The 15,269-nt window shown below is 59.7% G+C and carries 15 protein-coding genes; 9 read left to right on the forward strand and 6 right to left on the reverse strand.

From position 1 onward, the window contains the following. Positions 1 to 3 precede the first annotated feature (3 nt). Positions 4 to 675 (reverse strand): spermine/spermidine synthase domain-containing protein, encoded by a 672-nt coding sequence (locus tag MRBLMR1_RS25945; RefSeq protein ID WP_148147793.1) that lies wholly within the window; start codon positions 673 to 675, stop codon positions 4 to 6. Positions 676 to 833: 158 nt separating this feature from the next. Here MRBLMR1_RS25945 and dapF point away from each other — a divergent pair, with 158 nt between their 5' ends. The 6 genes from dapF (at position 834) to MRBLMR1_RS25975 (ending at position 7,210) form a co-directional block, all read left to right on the forward strand. Continuing rightward, positions 834 to 1,736, forward strand: a complete 903-nt coding sequence (gene dapF / locus MRBLMR1_RS25950; RefSeq protein WP_148147794.1) for a diaminopimelate epimerase — start codon at positions 834 to 836, stop codon at positions 1,734 to 1,736. Continuing rightward, the gene (gene mtaB / locus MRBLMR1_RS25955) at positions 1,733 to 3,013 is read left to right on the forward strand and encodes a tRNA (N(6)-L-threonylcarbamoyladenosine(37)-C(2))-methylthiotransferase MtaB (protein WP_148147795.1); all 1,281 of its coding nucleotides are present in this window, start codon (positions 1,733 to 1,735) and stop codon (positions 3,011 to 3,013) included. The genes dapF and mtaB overlap by 4 nt, the downstream gene beginning before the upstream one ends. 19 nt (positions 3,014 to 3,032) lie before the next feature. Then, on the forward strand, positions 3,033 to 4,628 hold the full coding sequence (ftsY, locus tag MRBLMR1_RS25960) for a signal recognition particle-docking protein FtsY (protein ID WP_148147796.1): 1,596 nt from the start codon (positions 3,033 to 3,035) through the stop codon (positions 4,626 to 4,628). A gap of 53 nt (positions 4,629 to 4,681) precedes the next feature. Next, a complete protein-coding gene (locus tag MRBLMR1_RS25965; protein ID WP_148147797.1) occupies positions 4,682 to 5,332 on the forward strand; it encodes a septation protein A in 651 nt (216 codons plus the stop codon). Continuing rightward, the gene (locus tag MRBLMR1_RS25970; RefSeq protein WP_500066942.1) at positions 5,329 to 5,916 is read left to right on the forward strand and encodes a DUF2585 domain-containing protein; all 588 of its coding nucleotides are present in this window, start codon (positions 5,329 to 5,331) and stop codon (positions 5,914 to 5,916) included. The genes MRBLMR1_RS25965 and MRBLMR1_RS25970 overlap by 4 nt, the downstream gene beginning before the upstream one ends. 112 nt (positions 5,917 to 6,028) lie before the next feature. Then, positions 6,029 to 7,210: a GGDEF domain-containing protein gene (locus MRBLMR1_RS25975; RefSeq protein ID WP_148147799.1), complete on the forward strand. Its 1,182-nt coding sequence runs from the start codon at positions 6,029 to 6,031 to the stop codon at positions 7,208 to 7,210. 8 nt (positions 7,211 to 7,218) lie between these two features. On the opposite strand, the gene MRBLMR1_RS25980 is transcribed toward MRBLMR1_RS25975, so the two are convergent. The 5 genes from MRBLMR1_RS25980 to ccmA all read right to left on the reverse strand — a co-directional run bounded on the left by MRBLMR1_RS25980 (position 7,219) and on the right by ccmA (position 10,391). Continuing rightward, positions 7,219 to 7,830 carry a DsbE family thiol:disulfide interchange protein gene (locus MRBLMR1_RS25980; RefSeq protein ID WP_148147800.1) on the reverse strand — a complete coding sequence of 204 codons (612 nt, stop codon included), beginning with the start codon at positions 7,828 to 7,830 and terminating at the stop codon, positions 7,219 to 7,221. Further along, on the reverse strand, positions 7,827 to 8,006 hold the full coding sequence (gene ccmD, locus MRBLMR1_RS25985; protein WP_148147801.1) for a heme exporter protein CcmD: 180 nt from the start codon (positions 8,004 to 8,006) through the stop codon (positions 7,827 to 7,829). The genes MRBLMR1_RS25980 and ccmD overlap by 4 nt, the downstream gene beginning before the upstream one ends. A 1-nt stretch (position 8,007) precedes the next feature. Continuing rightward, a complete protein-coding gene (locus MRBLMR1_RS25990) occupies positions 8,008 to 8,778 on the reverse strand; it encodes a heme ABC transporter permease (RefSeq protein WP_148147802.1) in 771 nt (256 codons plus the stop codon). A 43-nt stretch (positions 8,779 to 8,821) separates the two neighbouring features. Next, positions 8,822 to 9,481: a heme exporter protein CcmB gene (gene ccmB / locus MRBLMR1_RS25995; protein ID WP_148147803.1), complete on the reverse strand. Its 660-nt coding sequence runs from the start codon at positions 9,479 to 9,481 to the stop codon at positions 8,822 to 8,824. A 265-nt stretch (positions 9,482 to 9,746) separates the two neighbouring features. Then, the gene (gene ccmA, locus MRBLMR1_RS26000; RefSeq protein WP_148147855.1) at positions 9,747 to 10,391 is read right to left on the reverse strand and encodes a heme ABC exporter ATP-binding protein CcmA; all 645 of its coding nucleotides are present in this window, start codon (positions 10,389 to 10,391) and stop codon (positions 9,747 to 9,749) included. Positions 10,392 to 10,661: 270 nt separating this feature from the next. On the opposite strand from ccmA, the gene acnA reads away from it, so the two are divergent. The 3 genes from acnA to MRBLMR1_RS26015 all read left to right on the forward strand — a co-directional run bounded on the left by acnA (position 10,662) and on the right by MRBLMR1_RS26015 (position 15,248). Next, entirely contained in the window at positions 10,662 to 13,355 is a 2,694-nt protein-coding gene (gene acnA / locus MRBLMR1_RS26005; RefSeq protein ID WP_500066943.1) for an aconitate hydratase AcnA, read from the forward strand. Between the two features lie 217 nt (positions 13,356 to 13,572). Continuing rightward, a complete protein-coding gene (locus MRBLMR1_RS26010; protein ID WP_210297992.1) occupies positions 13,573 to 14,310 on the forward strand; it encodes a sulfite exporter TauE/SafE family protein in 738 nt (245 codons plus the stop codon). Between the two features lie 188 nt (positions 14,311 to 14,498). Next, positions 14,499 to 15,248: a DUF1223 domain-containing protein gene (locus MRBLMR1_RS26015; protein ID WP_148147805.1), complete on the forward strand. Its 750-nt coding sequence runs from the start codon at positions 14,499 to 14,501 to the stop codon at positions 15,246 to 15,248. Positions 15,249 to 15,269: the final 21 nt, after the last annotated feature.

Raw genomic sequence — 15,269 nt, forward strand, 5'->3', positions numbered from 1 at the left:
TCATTAACGGCGCGTCGCCACCCAGATCACATGCTTGGCGCCGCGCTTGCCGTTGGCGCGGGTGTTGACGACTTCGGCCTCGTAGCCTGTGTCCTTCAGCCGCTTGGTGAAGCCGTAATCCGGGCCGGATGACCAGACGGAGAGCACGCCGCCGGGGCGCAGGGCTTCGCGGGCGGCACGCAGGCCGCGGTCGTTATAAAGTGCGTCGTTACTGTCGCGTGTCAGTCCGTCCGGACCGTTGTCGACATCGAGCAGGATGGCGTCGAACCTTGCTTTCGATTCACGGATCAGTTCACCGACATCGCCCTGATGGATTTTCGTGCGCGGGTCGTCGAGGCAGCCCTTGAAGACCTCGGCCATCGGGCCGCGCGCCCATTTCACCACTGCCGGCACCAGTTCGGCGACGGTGACGGTGGCGTCCGGCGGAACGATCGCCAGTGCGGCGCGGAGCGTAAAACCCATGCCGAGGCCGCCGATCAGGATGGATGGCTTGGACCTATCCCTGATCTTTTCCCAGGAGAGCGTCGCAAGCGCCTCTTCCGAGCCGCTCAGCCGGCTGTTCATCAGCTCGTTTGAACCGAGCATGATGGAGAATTCCTGGCCGCGCTGTTTCAGGCGCAACTCGCCGCCATCGTCCGGTATCTTTGCGCTGTCCAGTTGAACCCAGGGTAACATCGTCAAGCCTCTTTTTGGGGCTCCCCTAACACGCGTTGCGGCTTTGCGCCAATCTTTAGGCATATGCGCCGCCACTGGTAATTTGCAGCACTTTCGGCCATATACGCCATAAAGAGTGGGCCATTGACGGTTTGACGGCCCGAAGAGTGGATATCATCATGGCAGGACAGGTCGAATTCGCGCGCATGAACGGGCTTGGCAACAAGATCCTGGTCGTCGATATGCGTGGTCGCACCGACAAGGTGACGCCTGAGGCCGCGATTGCGCTTGCTGCCGATCCAGCCACCGAGTTCGACCAGATCATGGCGATCCATGATTCCAAGGCTCAGGGCACCGATGCCTGGATCGATATTCTCAACTGCGATGGCACAAAGGCGCAGGCCTGCGGCAACGGCACGCGCTGCGTGGTGCAGGCGCTGGCCTCCGAGACGGGCCGCAAGACGTTTACCTTCCAGACGGTTGCCGGCATCCTGAATGCGCAGGAGCATGAGGACGGCACGATTTCCGTCGACATGGGCAAGCCGGTTTTTCAATGGGACAAGATCCCGCTTGCGGAAGAATTTTTCGATACCAGCCGGATCGAGCTGCAGATCGGGCCGATCGATGCGCCGATCCTGCATTCGCCGTCCGCCATGTCGATGGGCAACCCGCATGCGGTCTTCTGGGTCGACAGGGACCCGATGGCATTCGATCTGGAGCGCTTCGGGCCGATGCTGGAAAACCATCCGATGTTTCCGGAAAAGGCCAATATCACGCTGGCGCAAGTCACAAGCGACAGTTCCTTGCGTACCCGCACCTGGGAGCGCGGTGCGGGCCTGACGCTTGCCTGCGGTTCGGCTGCCTGTGCCGCTGGCGTCTCGGCCGCCCGCACCGGTCGCACCGGCCGCAAGGTGACCATCGATGTTGCCTCCGCCCCCAGCCGCCAGCCGCTCGTTATCGAATGGAAAGATAACGATCATGTGGTGATGACGGGACCTGCCGAATGGGAATGGTCGGGCAAGGTCGATCCGGAAACCGGCGCATTCAGCCGCGATGCGGAACCCGAGGTAAAGGCAAATTGAGCGGCGTCGAGGTCATAACCTTCGGCTGTCGGCTCAACACCTATGAATCGGAAGTGATGCGGGCCGAGGCCGAAAAGGCTGGCCTCAACAATGCCGTGCTGGTGAACACCTGCGCCGTGACAGGCGAGGCGGTGCGGCAGGCGCGGCAGGCGATCCGCCGGGCGCGGCGGGAAAATCCGCATGCGCGCATCATCGTCACCGGCTGTGCGGCGCAGACCGAAAAGCAGGTGTTTGCCGACATGCCGGAAGTCGATGCCGTTTTAGGCAATGAGGAAAAGCTGAAAAGCACTTCCTATCGCGGCCTGCCGGATTTCGGCGTTTCGGCGGAAGAAAAGCTGCGCGTCAACGACATCATGAGCGTCAAGGCGACCGCGCCGCAGATGGTCAAGCATATCGACGGGCATGTACGCGCCTTCATCCAGGTGCAGAACGGCTGCGACCATCGCTGTACCTTCTGCATCATTCCTTACGGCCGGGGTAACTCCCGCTCGGTGCCGATGGGCGCAGTGGTGGAGCAGGCGCGAAAACTTACCGAAAGCGGCTATCGCGAGATCGTGCTGACCGGCGTCGATGCAACCAGCTATGGCGCGGATCTTCCGGGCAATCCGACGCTCGGTTATCTCGCAAAGACGCTTCTGAAACAGGTGCCGGAGATTCTGCGTCTGCGGCTGTCGTCGATCGACAGTATCGAGGCCGATACGCATCTGTGGGACCTGATCGCCGACGAGCCGCGTTTCATGCCGCATCTGCATCTGTCGCTGCAGCATGGCGACGACATGATTTTAAAGCGGATGAAGCGGCGTCATTCCCGCGCGGAGGCTCTGGCCTTCGTCGAGCAGGCGCGACGGTTGCGGCCGGAGATTGCCTTCGGTGCGGATATGATCGCCGGGTTCCCGACCGAGACGGAAGAGATGTTCGAAGGAGCTGCGACCCTGGCGGAAGAGGCCGGTATCTCCTTCCTGCATGTTTTTCCCTACAGCCCACGCCCCGGCACGCCGGCAGCGCGCATGCCGCAGGTGGACCGCGCGCTGGTCAAGGAGCGTGCCGCAAGGCTTCGCGCCCGTGGAGAGGCGCTGCATCTTGCGCATCTCGACCGGATGGTCGGAACCGAGCAGACCGTCATCATTGAAAACAATGGCATGGCGCATACGGAAAACTTTTCGCTGGTTGCAGCGCCGGGACTGGTTCCCCGCGACATCGAGCGCGTTATGATTACGGGACATAGTGGCAAACATCTCGACATGCGGCTTCTGGCTACCCATGAGCGGGCGGCTTGACCGAAACGGATTGTAAGTAATGGTAAGTTTCATCAAACGCGTCTTCACCTTCGGCGACAAGCCTGTTGATCGGCCGGTTGACAGGTCTGCCGAGCAGCCGGTCGAAAAGCCGGTTGAAGACCAGTCGCCTGCATCGGGCGTCGTTGCCGTCGAGGACTTGCCGGTCACGCCGGTTGATCCGGTCGCACCGACCGAGATCGAGACGGCCGGGGGGCCTTCGAGTGATGAGGCGACGGGCGATGAGGCGGTTGCGGTTCTTGCCGGGGCTGAGGAGACGTCGGATCTCGGTGTCGTGCCGTTGTCGCTGCTGGAGGCGGAGGCTGCGGCTGAGACCGATAGCATCGTTCTCGCGGAAACACCCCCCTCTGCCCTGCCGGGCATCTCCCCCACAGGGGGGGAGATCAAGGATGCGCCGCTGACGGCTGCTTTTGATGATGGTGCTGAAGGAGAGGGTATTGCTGCCGCAGGCACTGAGCTTTCTGATGGTGACGATGCTGTAAATTCGACGGCTGATATGGAACAGGCGGTTAGCCGCCAGCCGATCTCCCCCCCTGTGGGGGAGATGTCCGGCAGGACAGAGGGGGGTAACGCCTCCGAAGTAACGGAAGCCGCACCGCCAGTCCTCCCCAAAGGCTTTTCCACCTCGACATCCGAGCCGGAAGTCGTGGCAGTCGTGCCGCCGCCGAAGCTCACCTGGTTCCAGCGGCTGCGCGCCGGGCTTGCCCGCACGTCCTCGCAGCTGACCGGCCAGATCGCCGCTCTCTTCACCAAGCGCAAGCTGGACGACGAGACGCTTGAAGATCTCGAGGACCTGCTGATCCAGGCCGATCTCGGCGTCGAGACGGCGATGCGGATCACCGGTACCTTGTCATCGGAACGTTACGGCAAGGACGTGACCGGCGAGGATGTGTCGCGCATCATGTCGGCCGAAATCACCAAGGTTCTGGCGCCGGTCGCCAAGCCGCTGGCACTCGATCTCAATCACAAGCCGCATGTCATTCTCGTTGTCGGCGTCAATGGCACCGGCAAGACGACGACCATCGGCAAGTTGGCGGCAAAGCTCTCGGGCTCGGGCCTCAAGGTCATGCTGGCTGCCGGCGATACGTTCCGTGCCGCGGCGATCGAGCAGCTGAAAATCTGGGCGGATCGCACCAATTCGGAATTCATCGGCACCAAGCTCGGCGCCGATGCGGCGGGACTTGCCTATGACGCCTATGTGCAGGCGAAGGAAAACAAGTCCGACGTGCTGATCATTGACACTGCCGGCCGACTGCAGAACAAGGCCGAGCTTATGGCGGAGCTGGAGAAGATCGTGCGTGTCCTCAACAAGCTTGATCCGGATGCGCCGCACACCGTGTTGCAGACGCTCGATGCGACGACCGGTCAGAACGCGATGAACCAAGTCGAAATTTTTCGCAACGTCGCCGGCGTCAGCGGTCTGATCATGACCAAGCTCGACGGGACCGCGCGCGGCGGCATTCTGGTGGCGATCGCCGCCAAGCATCGCCTACCGGTCTATTTCATCGGTGTCGGCGAAGGTGTCGACGATCTCGAACCCTTCGAGGCGAAGGATTTTGCCGAGGCGATTGCAGGGCTGACACCTGCGCCGCATTGATGACACGAAGTAAAGATTTGGCTTCGGATAAATACAAATTATAGTTGGGTCCCATGCAGACGATCGAAAGCGATGTTACGCCGACCAAGGAAGAGAAGCAGAAGCCGGGCCTGAAAATGGCACTGGAACTGGGCCCCTTGCTGGTCTTCTTCTTCGGCAACCTGCGTGGCGAATGGCTGGTCGGCAAGTTTCCGGCACTGTCTGCCATCGGCGGGCCGCTGCTGATCGCCACCGCGCTGTTCATGGTTGCGACGGTAATCTCGCTGATCATCTCGAAGATCGTCTTCAAGCATCTGCCGGTCATGCCCTTCGTCTCGGGCGTCGTCGTCATGGTGTTCGGTGGATTGTCGATCTGGCTGCAGGACGAGACCTTCATCAAGATGAAGCCGACCATCGTCAACACGCTGTTCGGTGTCGTGCTGCTCGGCGGCCTCGTCTTCGGCAAGTCGCTGCTCGGTTATGTCTTCAATGCCGCATTCAATCTGGATGCGGAGGGCTGGAAGAAGCTGACCCTGCGCTGGGGAATTTTCTTCCTGTTCCTGGCGATACTCAACGAGGTGGTCTGGCGCAATTTCTCCGACGAGGCCTGGGTCAATTTCAAGGTCTGGGGCACGATGCCGATCACCATTCTATTCACGCTGTCGCAGATGCCGCTGATCATGCGCCACACCGTGCAGGACACCGTTGCCGAAGGTGACAAGTGACGACCTTTACGCCGGAAACCGACGATGTCTCCCGGCGCCGGCTGATCGCCGCACTCGTCCTTTTTCTGCTGCAGATCACGATCCTCTATTTCATGGGTCGCGTGCCGATCTGCGAATGCGGATATGTGAAGCTGTTCGAACCGGGGGTGAATTCGCCGGGAAACTCGCAGCATCTGGCCGATTGGTACACGCCGTCGCATATCATTCACGGCTTCCTGTTTTATGCTTTTGGCTGGTTGCTCCTGCGTCGCCGGTCGATCTCCGAGCGTCTGGCGCTGGCGGTTTTCATCGAGGCCGCATGGGAGATCGCGGAAAATTCGCCGCTCATTATCGACCGGTATCGCAATGCGACGATGGCGCTTGGTTATTCGGGTGACAGCATCCTCAATTCGGCAATGGATACGGTGTTCATGACACTCGGGTTTCTGTTTGCTTCCCGCATGCCCGTCTGGCTGACCGTCACGGTCGCAATCGTTTTCGAGCTTTTCACCGGCTGGTTGATCCGTGACAACCTCACGCTCAATGTGCTGATGCTGATCTGGCCGATAGATGCGGTCAGGACATGGCAGAGCGCCATCGGCTGAACCTGTGCAGAGGTACCTTTTCGAGCCCCACTGTCGTCGAAATGTTAACGTTCTAGGCCTAGGGCTTTTTCATAACCGACAGGATGCATGAAGGCTTTCTGCGCAGGGTCAGATGGAACAGACCGATAATTTTGCCTATCTCTTGCCGTTCATTTTTCTGGTTTTCGGCAGCATTTTTCTGATCGCCGACCGATGGTCCGATGGCTCAGCTCGTTACTGGGGGCTGGGCTACATTTCGGCGGCGCTCGGCTTTGCCTTTCCTATCCTTGCCTATGCGCTGCCTTTGCCGGCACAGGCAGTGCTCTCGAATGTGTTCTTCTACGCAGCATTTTTTCTCTATAGCCATGCCATGCTTGTCAGGTTCAGGCGCCCGACATTGTTGCTGCCGCGGCTGCTTTTCACGTTGACGGCTTTTGCGGTCGTCTGCTGGTTTATCCTTGTCGAGGAAGATCTGAGATCGCAGCTTGCGATCGGCGATTCATCGCTGGCGGTGCTGCTTGGTATTGCAATCGTTTCCGTGTGGAGATTTGCCAAGTCGGCGATTGATCGTTTGCTCGTGGTTATGGCGTCAATGGTCGTGCTGGAGACCGCCATCCGGGTGTCGGCTCTCCTTGTTTCCACGTCTGCTGGCAATTTTGATTCACTCGACCAGTTCTTGTCTTCCGAATATGCTTTCCTGATGCAGATGGCGGCGAGCATCGTCGGCTTCATCATGGCGCTGGCTGTTTTGGGTTCGGTCGTCTCGGATGTGGTTATGGGTCATCGTGATGCGGCGTGCCGCGATCCTCTCACCGGGTTGTTCAACCGACGCGGTTTCGAGCTGGCTTTGCCCGAAGCCAAGGGAGGTGCCTTTCCTGCAGGGGCTGTTATCGTCGGGGATATCGATTACTTCAAACAGGTCAATGATCGCTTCGGCCATGCAGCCGGTGATCATGTCATTATCGGGTTTGCGCAGATTTTGAGAGCGAACCTCAGAAGTGTTGCGATCGCGCGTTTTGGGGGCGAAGAGTTCGTCAGTTTTCTGCCTGGTATCGGCCGAATGGAAGCGGCGGATATGGTGGAAAAGGCGAGGTTCGGGTTTGCCGCCATGAGCTGGCAAGATCATGGGGTCGATGGGACGATTACAGCGAGTTTCGGTGTTTCGGCCACCGCACCCGGAGATCATTCCGTGCATGATGCCCTCGCGCGGGCGGACGCCTGTCTCTATACGGCAAAGAATTCCGGTCGCAACAGGGTCGTGACAGAAGGGCAACGGCCGCCGGAGGGACCGCCGCCGCTCAGGATCGTTTCTTAAAGATAAAGTTAGCTCTTGGCTGCGCCCAAAGCCTTTTCAATCGCTGGCAATAGTTGCTGTGTCAGGCTGCGCTCATCGAAGGGGCCGACCTTCTTGTAGAGGATCGTGCCGTCCGGGCCGACCAGATAGCTTTCCGGAATGCCGTAAACGCCCCAGTCGATTGCCGCCTTGCCGTTCGGGTCGACGCCGATCGCCTTGTAGGGATTACCAAGCTCGCCGAGGAAACGCAGGGCGTTGTCGTTGCGGTCCTTGTAGTTGATGCCCACGATGTTAAGCCGGCTATCGTTCGCCAGCTGCTTCAGGATGGGATGTTCCTGCCGGCAGGGCACGCACCATGAGGCGAAGACGTTGACCAGGGTCAGCTTGCCCTTGATGGCGGCATCCGTCAGGGCAGCGGTGTTCGAACCTTCCAGCGGTGGTAACGCAAGCGATGGCGCCGTCTTGCCGATCAGCGCAGACGGGATGGCGGAAACGTCGAGCCCGTTGACGTCCTGGTCGTAGAGCATCTTTCCGGCGATCGCGGCAAAGCCCAGAAAGACGGCAAGCGGGATCAGCGCCAGTGCGTAACGGCTGCGGTTGCGTTTTGGTTTGAGGTTGGCGTCTTCCGTGCCGGATGTCATGACGAGGCTCCGTCTGTTGGGGCAGGGCGAGCGGAGCGGCGGCGGATGCCGGAGGCTTCCAGTTCTGCCAGTTCCTTTTGGCGGGCGCGGCCATCTAGCCAGACCGAGAAAATCAGACAGAGCATAACGATGGCGGCGACGGCATAGGATGCGGAGATGTAGAACGTATGGCTCATCTTACGCCTCCTTCGCCGGTGTCCGGCCTGCCATGCGGGCGGCCATGCGGCGTTGGGCCGAGACACGGCGGCGCCAGATCTCGTTGCGCATTGCCGCGATATGCAGGGTGAAGAACAGCAGCGTGAAGGCGAGGGCCATGATCAGCAGCGGCCAGAGAAATTCCTTGTCGATCGTCGGGCCGCCCATGCGGATGACGCTCGCTGGCTGATGCAGCGTGTTCCACCAGTCGACCGAAAACTTGATGATCGGGATGTTGACGAAGCCGATCAGGATCAGCACGGCCGAAACGCGGGCAGCACGGCTTGGATCGTCCATGGCGCGATTGAGCGCAATCAGGCCGAGATACATCAAAAACAGCACGAAAACGGAAGTCAGCCTTGCATCCCAGACCCACCATGTGCCCCACATCGGCCTGCCCCAGAGCGATCCGGTGGCGAGTGCGATGAGGGTGAAGGCTGCACCAAGCGGTGCAGCGGTCTTGTGGGAAACATCCGCCAGTGGATGGCGCCAGACGAGCGTGCCGATCGCCGACATCGCCATGACCGAATAGCACATCATCGACAGCCAGGCGGCCGGCACATGCACATACATGATGCGCACCGTCATGCCCTGCTGGTAATCGCCTTCGCTGGCAAAGGTGAGATAAAGCCCGATTGCAAAGAGGATCGCGGTGATGCCGGCCATCCATGGCAGGATACGCGCCGCCAGGCCGAGGAAGCGTGTCGGGTTGGCCAGATCGGAGATTTTCGTGATGGCAAGGCTTTCGGGCATTGGACTTTCTAACCGGGTCGTGCGTTTTCGAGAATGATTCTAATCAATCGGCCGTGTTTCGCAAAGCGAGTGCCGCGCCGATAGGACCGATCACCGCAAAAAACATCGTGATGGCCACCAATATCAGAAAAGGCGGCATGAAGGGGGCGGGATCTTCGACAGCCGCATAGGATGCGCTGACGCCGAAGATCAATACCGGGATTGCCAGCGGCAGGACGAGGATCGAGACCAGCAGGCCGCCACGGGGAAGGGCAACGGCGACGGCAGCACCCACCGCGCCGATGAAAGTCAGCGCCGGCGTGCCGACCAAAAGCGTCAGCATGGTCGCGCCGATCGCGACTTCGCTCATGTTCATGAACAGGCCGAGCAGCGGCGAGGCGATGACCAGCGGCAGGCCGTTGCCGAGCCAGTGGGCGAGACATTTGACCAGCACAGTCAGCGCCAGCGGGTGTTCCTGCATCAGGATCAGGTCAAGTGATCCGTCCTCGCGGTCGGTCTGGAACATGCGGTCGAGGCCCAGGAGTGCGGAGAGAAGTGCGCCGATCCACACGATGGCCGGGCCGATACGGGAGAGAAGATTGAGATCCGGCCCAACTCCAAAGGGGATGACGGCGACGACCGTCATGAAGAACAGCACGCCAATCAGTGCGCCGCCGCCGGCACGGACCGAGAGTTTCAGGTCACGGAGGAGGAGGGCGGTCATCGGGCTCGAGTTCCCCGCGTATTGCTATCAGCCATGGGATGAGGACCGCTATCTTGGTGGGTGGAGTTACCCCCCTTTGTCCTGCTGGACATCTCCCCCACAAGGGGGGAGATCACCAGAGGCCTGACTGTCGCTCTTCCAAAAAGCATGCGCTTTGCGGCAAGACTGAAGTGGTCTGAGGAGAGTGCGCCCAGCTGATCTCCCCCCTTGTGGGGGAGATGCCCGGCAGGGCAGAGGGGAGCTGACTGGGCGAGACGATAATGGGTCACCATATATCCTCCATCAGCCCGGCAAATCCTGTCATCCGCAATTCCTGCGCCTCCTTCAGCCCGAGCGGCTGGTGGGTCGCGGCAAGCGCGATGCCGCCAGCGGCCAGATGCTCTTTTATCAGCCCTGTAAACACCTCTTCGGCACTCACATCCAGCGCGGCGGTCGGTTCATCCAGGATCCAGACCGGACGCCAGGCGACGAGCAGTTTTGCAAACGCCATGCGGCGCTGCTGGCCGGCGGAGAGATAGCCGAAAGGCAGGTGGGTGATGCCTCCGAGGCCGACCGCTTCTGCTGCTTCGCCGATGCCTATGCCGGCATTTCCATTAAAATCACCGAGGAAATCGCGCCAGAAGGAAAGGTTCTCCGAGACGGTCAGTTCGGCCTTCATCGCATTGCGGTGGCCGAGATAGTGGCAGGCTTCGGCGGCGCGCATTTCAGCCTCTGCGCCATCCTGCTCCCAGATCACTCGCCCGCTTTCGGGCCGCAGAAGACCGGCCACGGCGCGCAGCAGTGTCGATTTTCCCGAGCCGTTTTTCCCTGTCAGGACAAGGCTTTCACCCCCTTCCAAAGTGAAGGAAATGTCCTTGAAAATCAGGTCTTCGCCGCGTCTGGCGCTCAAGTTTTCGGCCGTCAGCCGCATCACGGAAACCTTGTTTAAGTTCTCAATCATCTAGCCGCAAAAAATTGTTTGCCCGCTGCGACAAAGTGTCTGGAAGGTTCTTAGAAACTATCTATATACATAGCAACCACGCCAGCGGCCGGCGTGATTTCCACTCAGCGCCGGACCTGAAGACCAAAATCTTCTCGTGCGGACAGCGGAAATGGTCGCACCCGCATCCTATAGTGCATTTCTAATGCATAGGCGTCCGCACGCGCGTGTTGGCTCTTGATATCAGCGGGGTTCTAATCCGTGACCAAGTCTATCGATAGCTTTCAATGTCGTTCCGTCCTTACCGTAGGCGGTAAGGACTATGTCTATTTCTCACTGCCCAAGGCCGAAGCGAACGGCCTGGCGGGTGTTTCCAAGCTGCCCTTCTCGATGAAGGTTCTGCTCGAAAACCTGCTGCGCTTCGAAGACGGAAAGTCCGTCACCAAGGAGCAGATTCTTTCGGTCGCCGAATGGCTGAGCAACAAGGGTCTGACCGAGGCTGAAATCGCCTATCGCCCGGCGCGCGTTCTGATGCAGGACTTTACCGGCGTTCCGGCGGTGGTCGACCTTGCCGCCATGCGTGACGGCATCAAATCGCTCGGCGGCGATCCGGAAAAGATCAATCCGCTCGTGCCCGTCGATCTCGTGATCGACCACTCGGTGATCGTCGACGAATTCGGCACGCCGACCGCCTTTGCCCGCAATGTGGAGTTGGAATACCAGCGCAATGGCGAGCGTTACCGCTTCCTCAAATGGGGCCAGCAGGCGTTCAAGAATTTTCGCGTCGTGCCGCCCGGCACCGGCATCTGCCATCAGGTGAATTTCGAATATCTTGGCCAGACCGTCTGGACCAATGAAGAAGACGGTGAAGTCACCGCCTATCCCGATACCTGCGTTGGCACCGATAGCCATACCACGATGATTAACGGCCTTGGCGTTCTCGGCTGGGGTGTGGGCGGTATCGAAGCGGAAGCCTCGATGCTCGGCCAGCCGGTTTCCATGCTTCTGCCGGAGGTGATCGGCTTCAAGCTGACCGGCAAGCTGAAAGAGGGCGTCACTGCGACCGACCTCGTGCTCACTGTAGTGCAGATGCTGCGCAAAAAGGGCGTGGTTTCGAAATTCGTTGAATTCTTCGGTCCGGGCATGGACAACATGCCGGTCGCCGACCGTGCCACCATCGGCAACATGGGCCCGGAATACGGCGCGACCTGCGGCTTCTTCCCGGTCGACGCCGAAACCGTCAACTACCTCAACATGTCCGGCCGCACCAAGGAGCGTATCGCGCTCGTCGAAGCCTATTCGAAGGCGCAGGGCATGTGGCGTGACACGGACGGTTCCGAGCTTGTCTTCACCGATACGCTGGAACTCGATCTCGGCGATGTCGTGCCTTCCATGGCCGGTCCGAAACGCCCGGAAGGCCGCATTCCGCTGGAAAACATTGCTTCCGGTTTCGCCGGTTCGATGGAAAGTGACTACAAGAAGCCGGGCCAGCTGGATAACCGCTATCCGGTCGAAGGCACCGATTTCGATCTCGGCCATGGCGACGTCGCAATTGCTGCCATCACGTCGTGCACCAACACCTCGAACCCGAGCGTGCTGATCGCAGCCGGCCTTCTCGCCCGCAACGCCGTTGCCAAGGGTTTGAAGACCGCGCCGTGGGTGAAAACCTCGCTTGCACCGGGATCACAGGTCGTCGGCGAATATCTTGCCAAGTCCGGCTTGCAAAATGATCTCGATGCGCTTGGCTTCAACCTTGTCGGCTTCGGCTGCACGACCTGCATCGGAAATTCCGGCCCGCTGCCTGCGCCGATTTCCAAGACGATCAACGACAAGGGCCTGATCGTTTCGGGTGTGCTTTCCGGTAACCGAAACTTCGAAGGCCGTATCTCGCCGGATGTCCAGGCCAACTATCTGGCTTCGCCGCCGCTCGTCGTCGCTTATGCGCTGGCCGGCACGGTGCAGAAGGACCTGACGACGGAACCGCTCGGGATCGGCAGCGATGGCCAGCCGGTCTTCCTCAAGGATGTCTGGCCGACATCTGCCGAAGTGCAGGAGTTCATCGCCAAATACGTCACTCGCGAACTGTTCGAGAGCAAGTATGCGGACTTGTTCAAGGGTGATGAAAACTGGCAGGCCGTGCAGATCCCGGATGGCGAGACCTATGCCTGGGACGACAAGTCGACCTATGTGCAGAACCCGCCTTACTTCGTCGGCATGGGCAAAAAGGGCTCGGGCCTGAAGGATATCAAGGGCGCCCGCGTGCTTGGTCTCTTCGGTGACAAGATCACCACCGACCACATTTCTCCGGCCGGTTCAATCAAGGCGTCCTCGCCGGCCGGTGCTTATCTCACCGAAAACGGCGTCGCCGTTGCAGACTTCAACCAGTACGGCACGCGTCGCGGCAATCACGAAGTGATGATGCGTGGCACGTTCGCCAATATTCGCATCCGCAACCACATGCTGGGCCCGAACGGCAAGGAAGGCGGCTACACCATCCACTATCCGTCGAAGGAAGAGATGTCGATTTACGATGCGGCGATGAAATACAAGGAAGAGGGCGTTCCACTGGTCATCTTCGCCGGTGTCGAATATGGCAACGGTTCGTCGCGCGACTGGGCTGCAAAGGGTACCAACCTCTTGGGCGTCAAGGCAGTGATCGCCCAGTCGTTCGAGCGTATCCATCGCTCGAACCTTGTCGGCATGGGCGTCGTTCCTTTCGTCTTCGAAGAGGGTACGACCTGGGCTTCGCTCAACCTCAAAGGTGACGAAGTCGTCACCATCGAGGGCCTCGAAGGCGATATCAAGCCGCGCGAATGGAAGACCGCCCAGATCACCTATGGCGACGGCACGGTGAAGGAGATCAACATCCTCTGCCGCATCGATACGCTCGACGAGGTTATCTACATGAACAATGGCGGCATCCTGCAGACGGTTCTGCGGGATCTCGCGGCTTAACGACATCAGCCACCCGCCGGGCATTCCGGCGGGTGGTTTTCAGTAATTGGGGCGCCCCTCACCCTAACCTTCTCCCCGCTTGCGGGGAGAGGGGACGTGGCCTACGTCGTTGTTGCACATGTGGCAGAACGATGCGGTACATCCCTTCTTCCCGCTCGCGGCGAAGAAGGTGCCGGCAGGCGGATGAGGGGCTGCTCGACCTCTCAGGCGTATTCTATTGTCCCTCATCATCTTCATCGGAATGGCCGTCACCGTTTTCCTGACGTCGCTGCTTTCCGGCATTTTCGGCATGGCCGGTGGACTGATCCTCCTCTGGGTGCTGCTTTTCCTCTATCCGGTCGGCACCGCGATCGCGATCCAGGGCGTCATCCAGATGGTATCGAACGGATCGCGCGCCTGGTTTTCTCGCGCCTATATCGACTGGCGGATCCTTTCCATCCTGTGTTCCGGGGTAGCGCTGTCGGCGGTCGTCCTGTTCCTGACCAATTATACGCCGAGCCTGATCGTGGTTCTGATCGGCGTCGGGCTGATGCCGATCCTTGTCTGGCTGCCGGTCAACAGATTGCAGCTTGACGCCTCACGGCCGTCGCATGCGTTTCTGGCGGGGCTTCTTTCCGGCGCGATGACGATCAGCGTCGGTGTCGCCGGTCCGACCGTCGATATCTTCTTCATCCGCACCCAGATGGACCGCCGCAAGATCATCGCCACCAAGGCGTCGATCCAGACGTTGTCGCATCTCGCCAAGATCGCCTTCTACTGGGATGCAGCCTCGCATTTGCCGACTGTGGACGCGATCGCTGTGCTGATTGCTGCACCGATTGCGATCCTGGGCGCACGGGCCGGAAACGGCATTCTGCAGAAGATGACGGATGCAAATTTTCGCGCCTGGACCCGTTGGGTCGTGACTGGCGTAGGTGCGGTTTATCTCGCGCAGGGTTTGCTTAAGCTCGTCTAATCCTTCGGTGTTACCCAAGTTGGTTTTACAACCAAAAGGCGACGATTAATCACATTCTCCGTTCTCACCCCATCGTGACTTTCTCTTGAAATTGTGGATGGTTACTTTCCGCCAGCCCAGAGATTTGTTTTCTTTCCTGCCGATGGCAACCGCTTCTTGCGATTGCCCTGACAAAAGGTTCGTCATCCATGCCGTTTGCCTTGCGTGCCGTTATCGTCCTTGCGAGCCTGCTCGTTGGCAGTATCGCATCGGCCGGAGAGGTGCGGTCGCCAAAGGGCGTCGTCGAGCTTTTCACCTCGCAGGGCTGTGCTTCCTGTCCGCCGGCCGACAACACGCTGTCGCAGCTGGTGGCCCAGGGTGATCTCGTGGTGCTTTCCTATCATGTGGACTACTGGAACTATCTCGGCTGGACCGACACGCTGTCCTCCAAGGAAAACACCGAGCGGCAATATGGTTACGCCAAGACGATGGGGCGCAGTGGTGTCTACACGCCGCAGGCGATCATCAACGGCCGCGAGCATGTGAAGGGCACCGATCAGACGGTCATCAATGGCAAGGTCAATGATCTGCAGAAAGCCGGCAAGGGCCTGACCGTCCCCGTCGCTGCTACCATGCACGGGGACGAGATCGAGATCGAGATCGGCGAAGGGCAGGGACAGGCCGATGTCGTGGTTGCCTATTTCACCAAGCACCAGCAGGTGGACGTGACCAAGGGCGAAAACAGCGGCAAGAACATGGAATACTGGCATGCCGTTTACGACGTGCAGTCGGTCGGTATGTGGAACGGCCAGAAGATGACGCTGAAACTGCCCGGCAAGGCGCTTGGCAAGACCAAAAAGGACGGCTGCGCCATCCTCCTGCAGACATCTGGTTCAGGAGGCGAGCCTGCCTCGATCATCGGTGCGACGGTCTTGATGGCAGGCCGCAAAAAAGACTGACCGGATATTTTCCGAAGACGT

Source organism: Neorhizobium sp. LMR1-1-1.1 (assembly GCF_040675795.1).
Classification (GTDB): domain Bacteria; phylum Pseudomonadota; class Alphaproteobacteria; order Rhizobiales; family Rhizobiaceae; genus Neorhizobium; species Neorhizobium cellulosilyticum.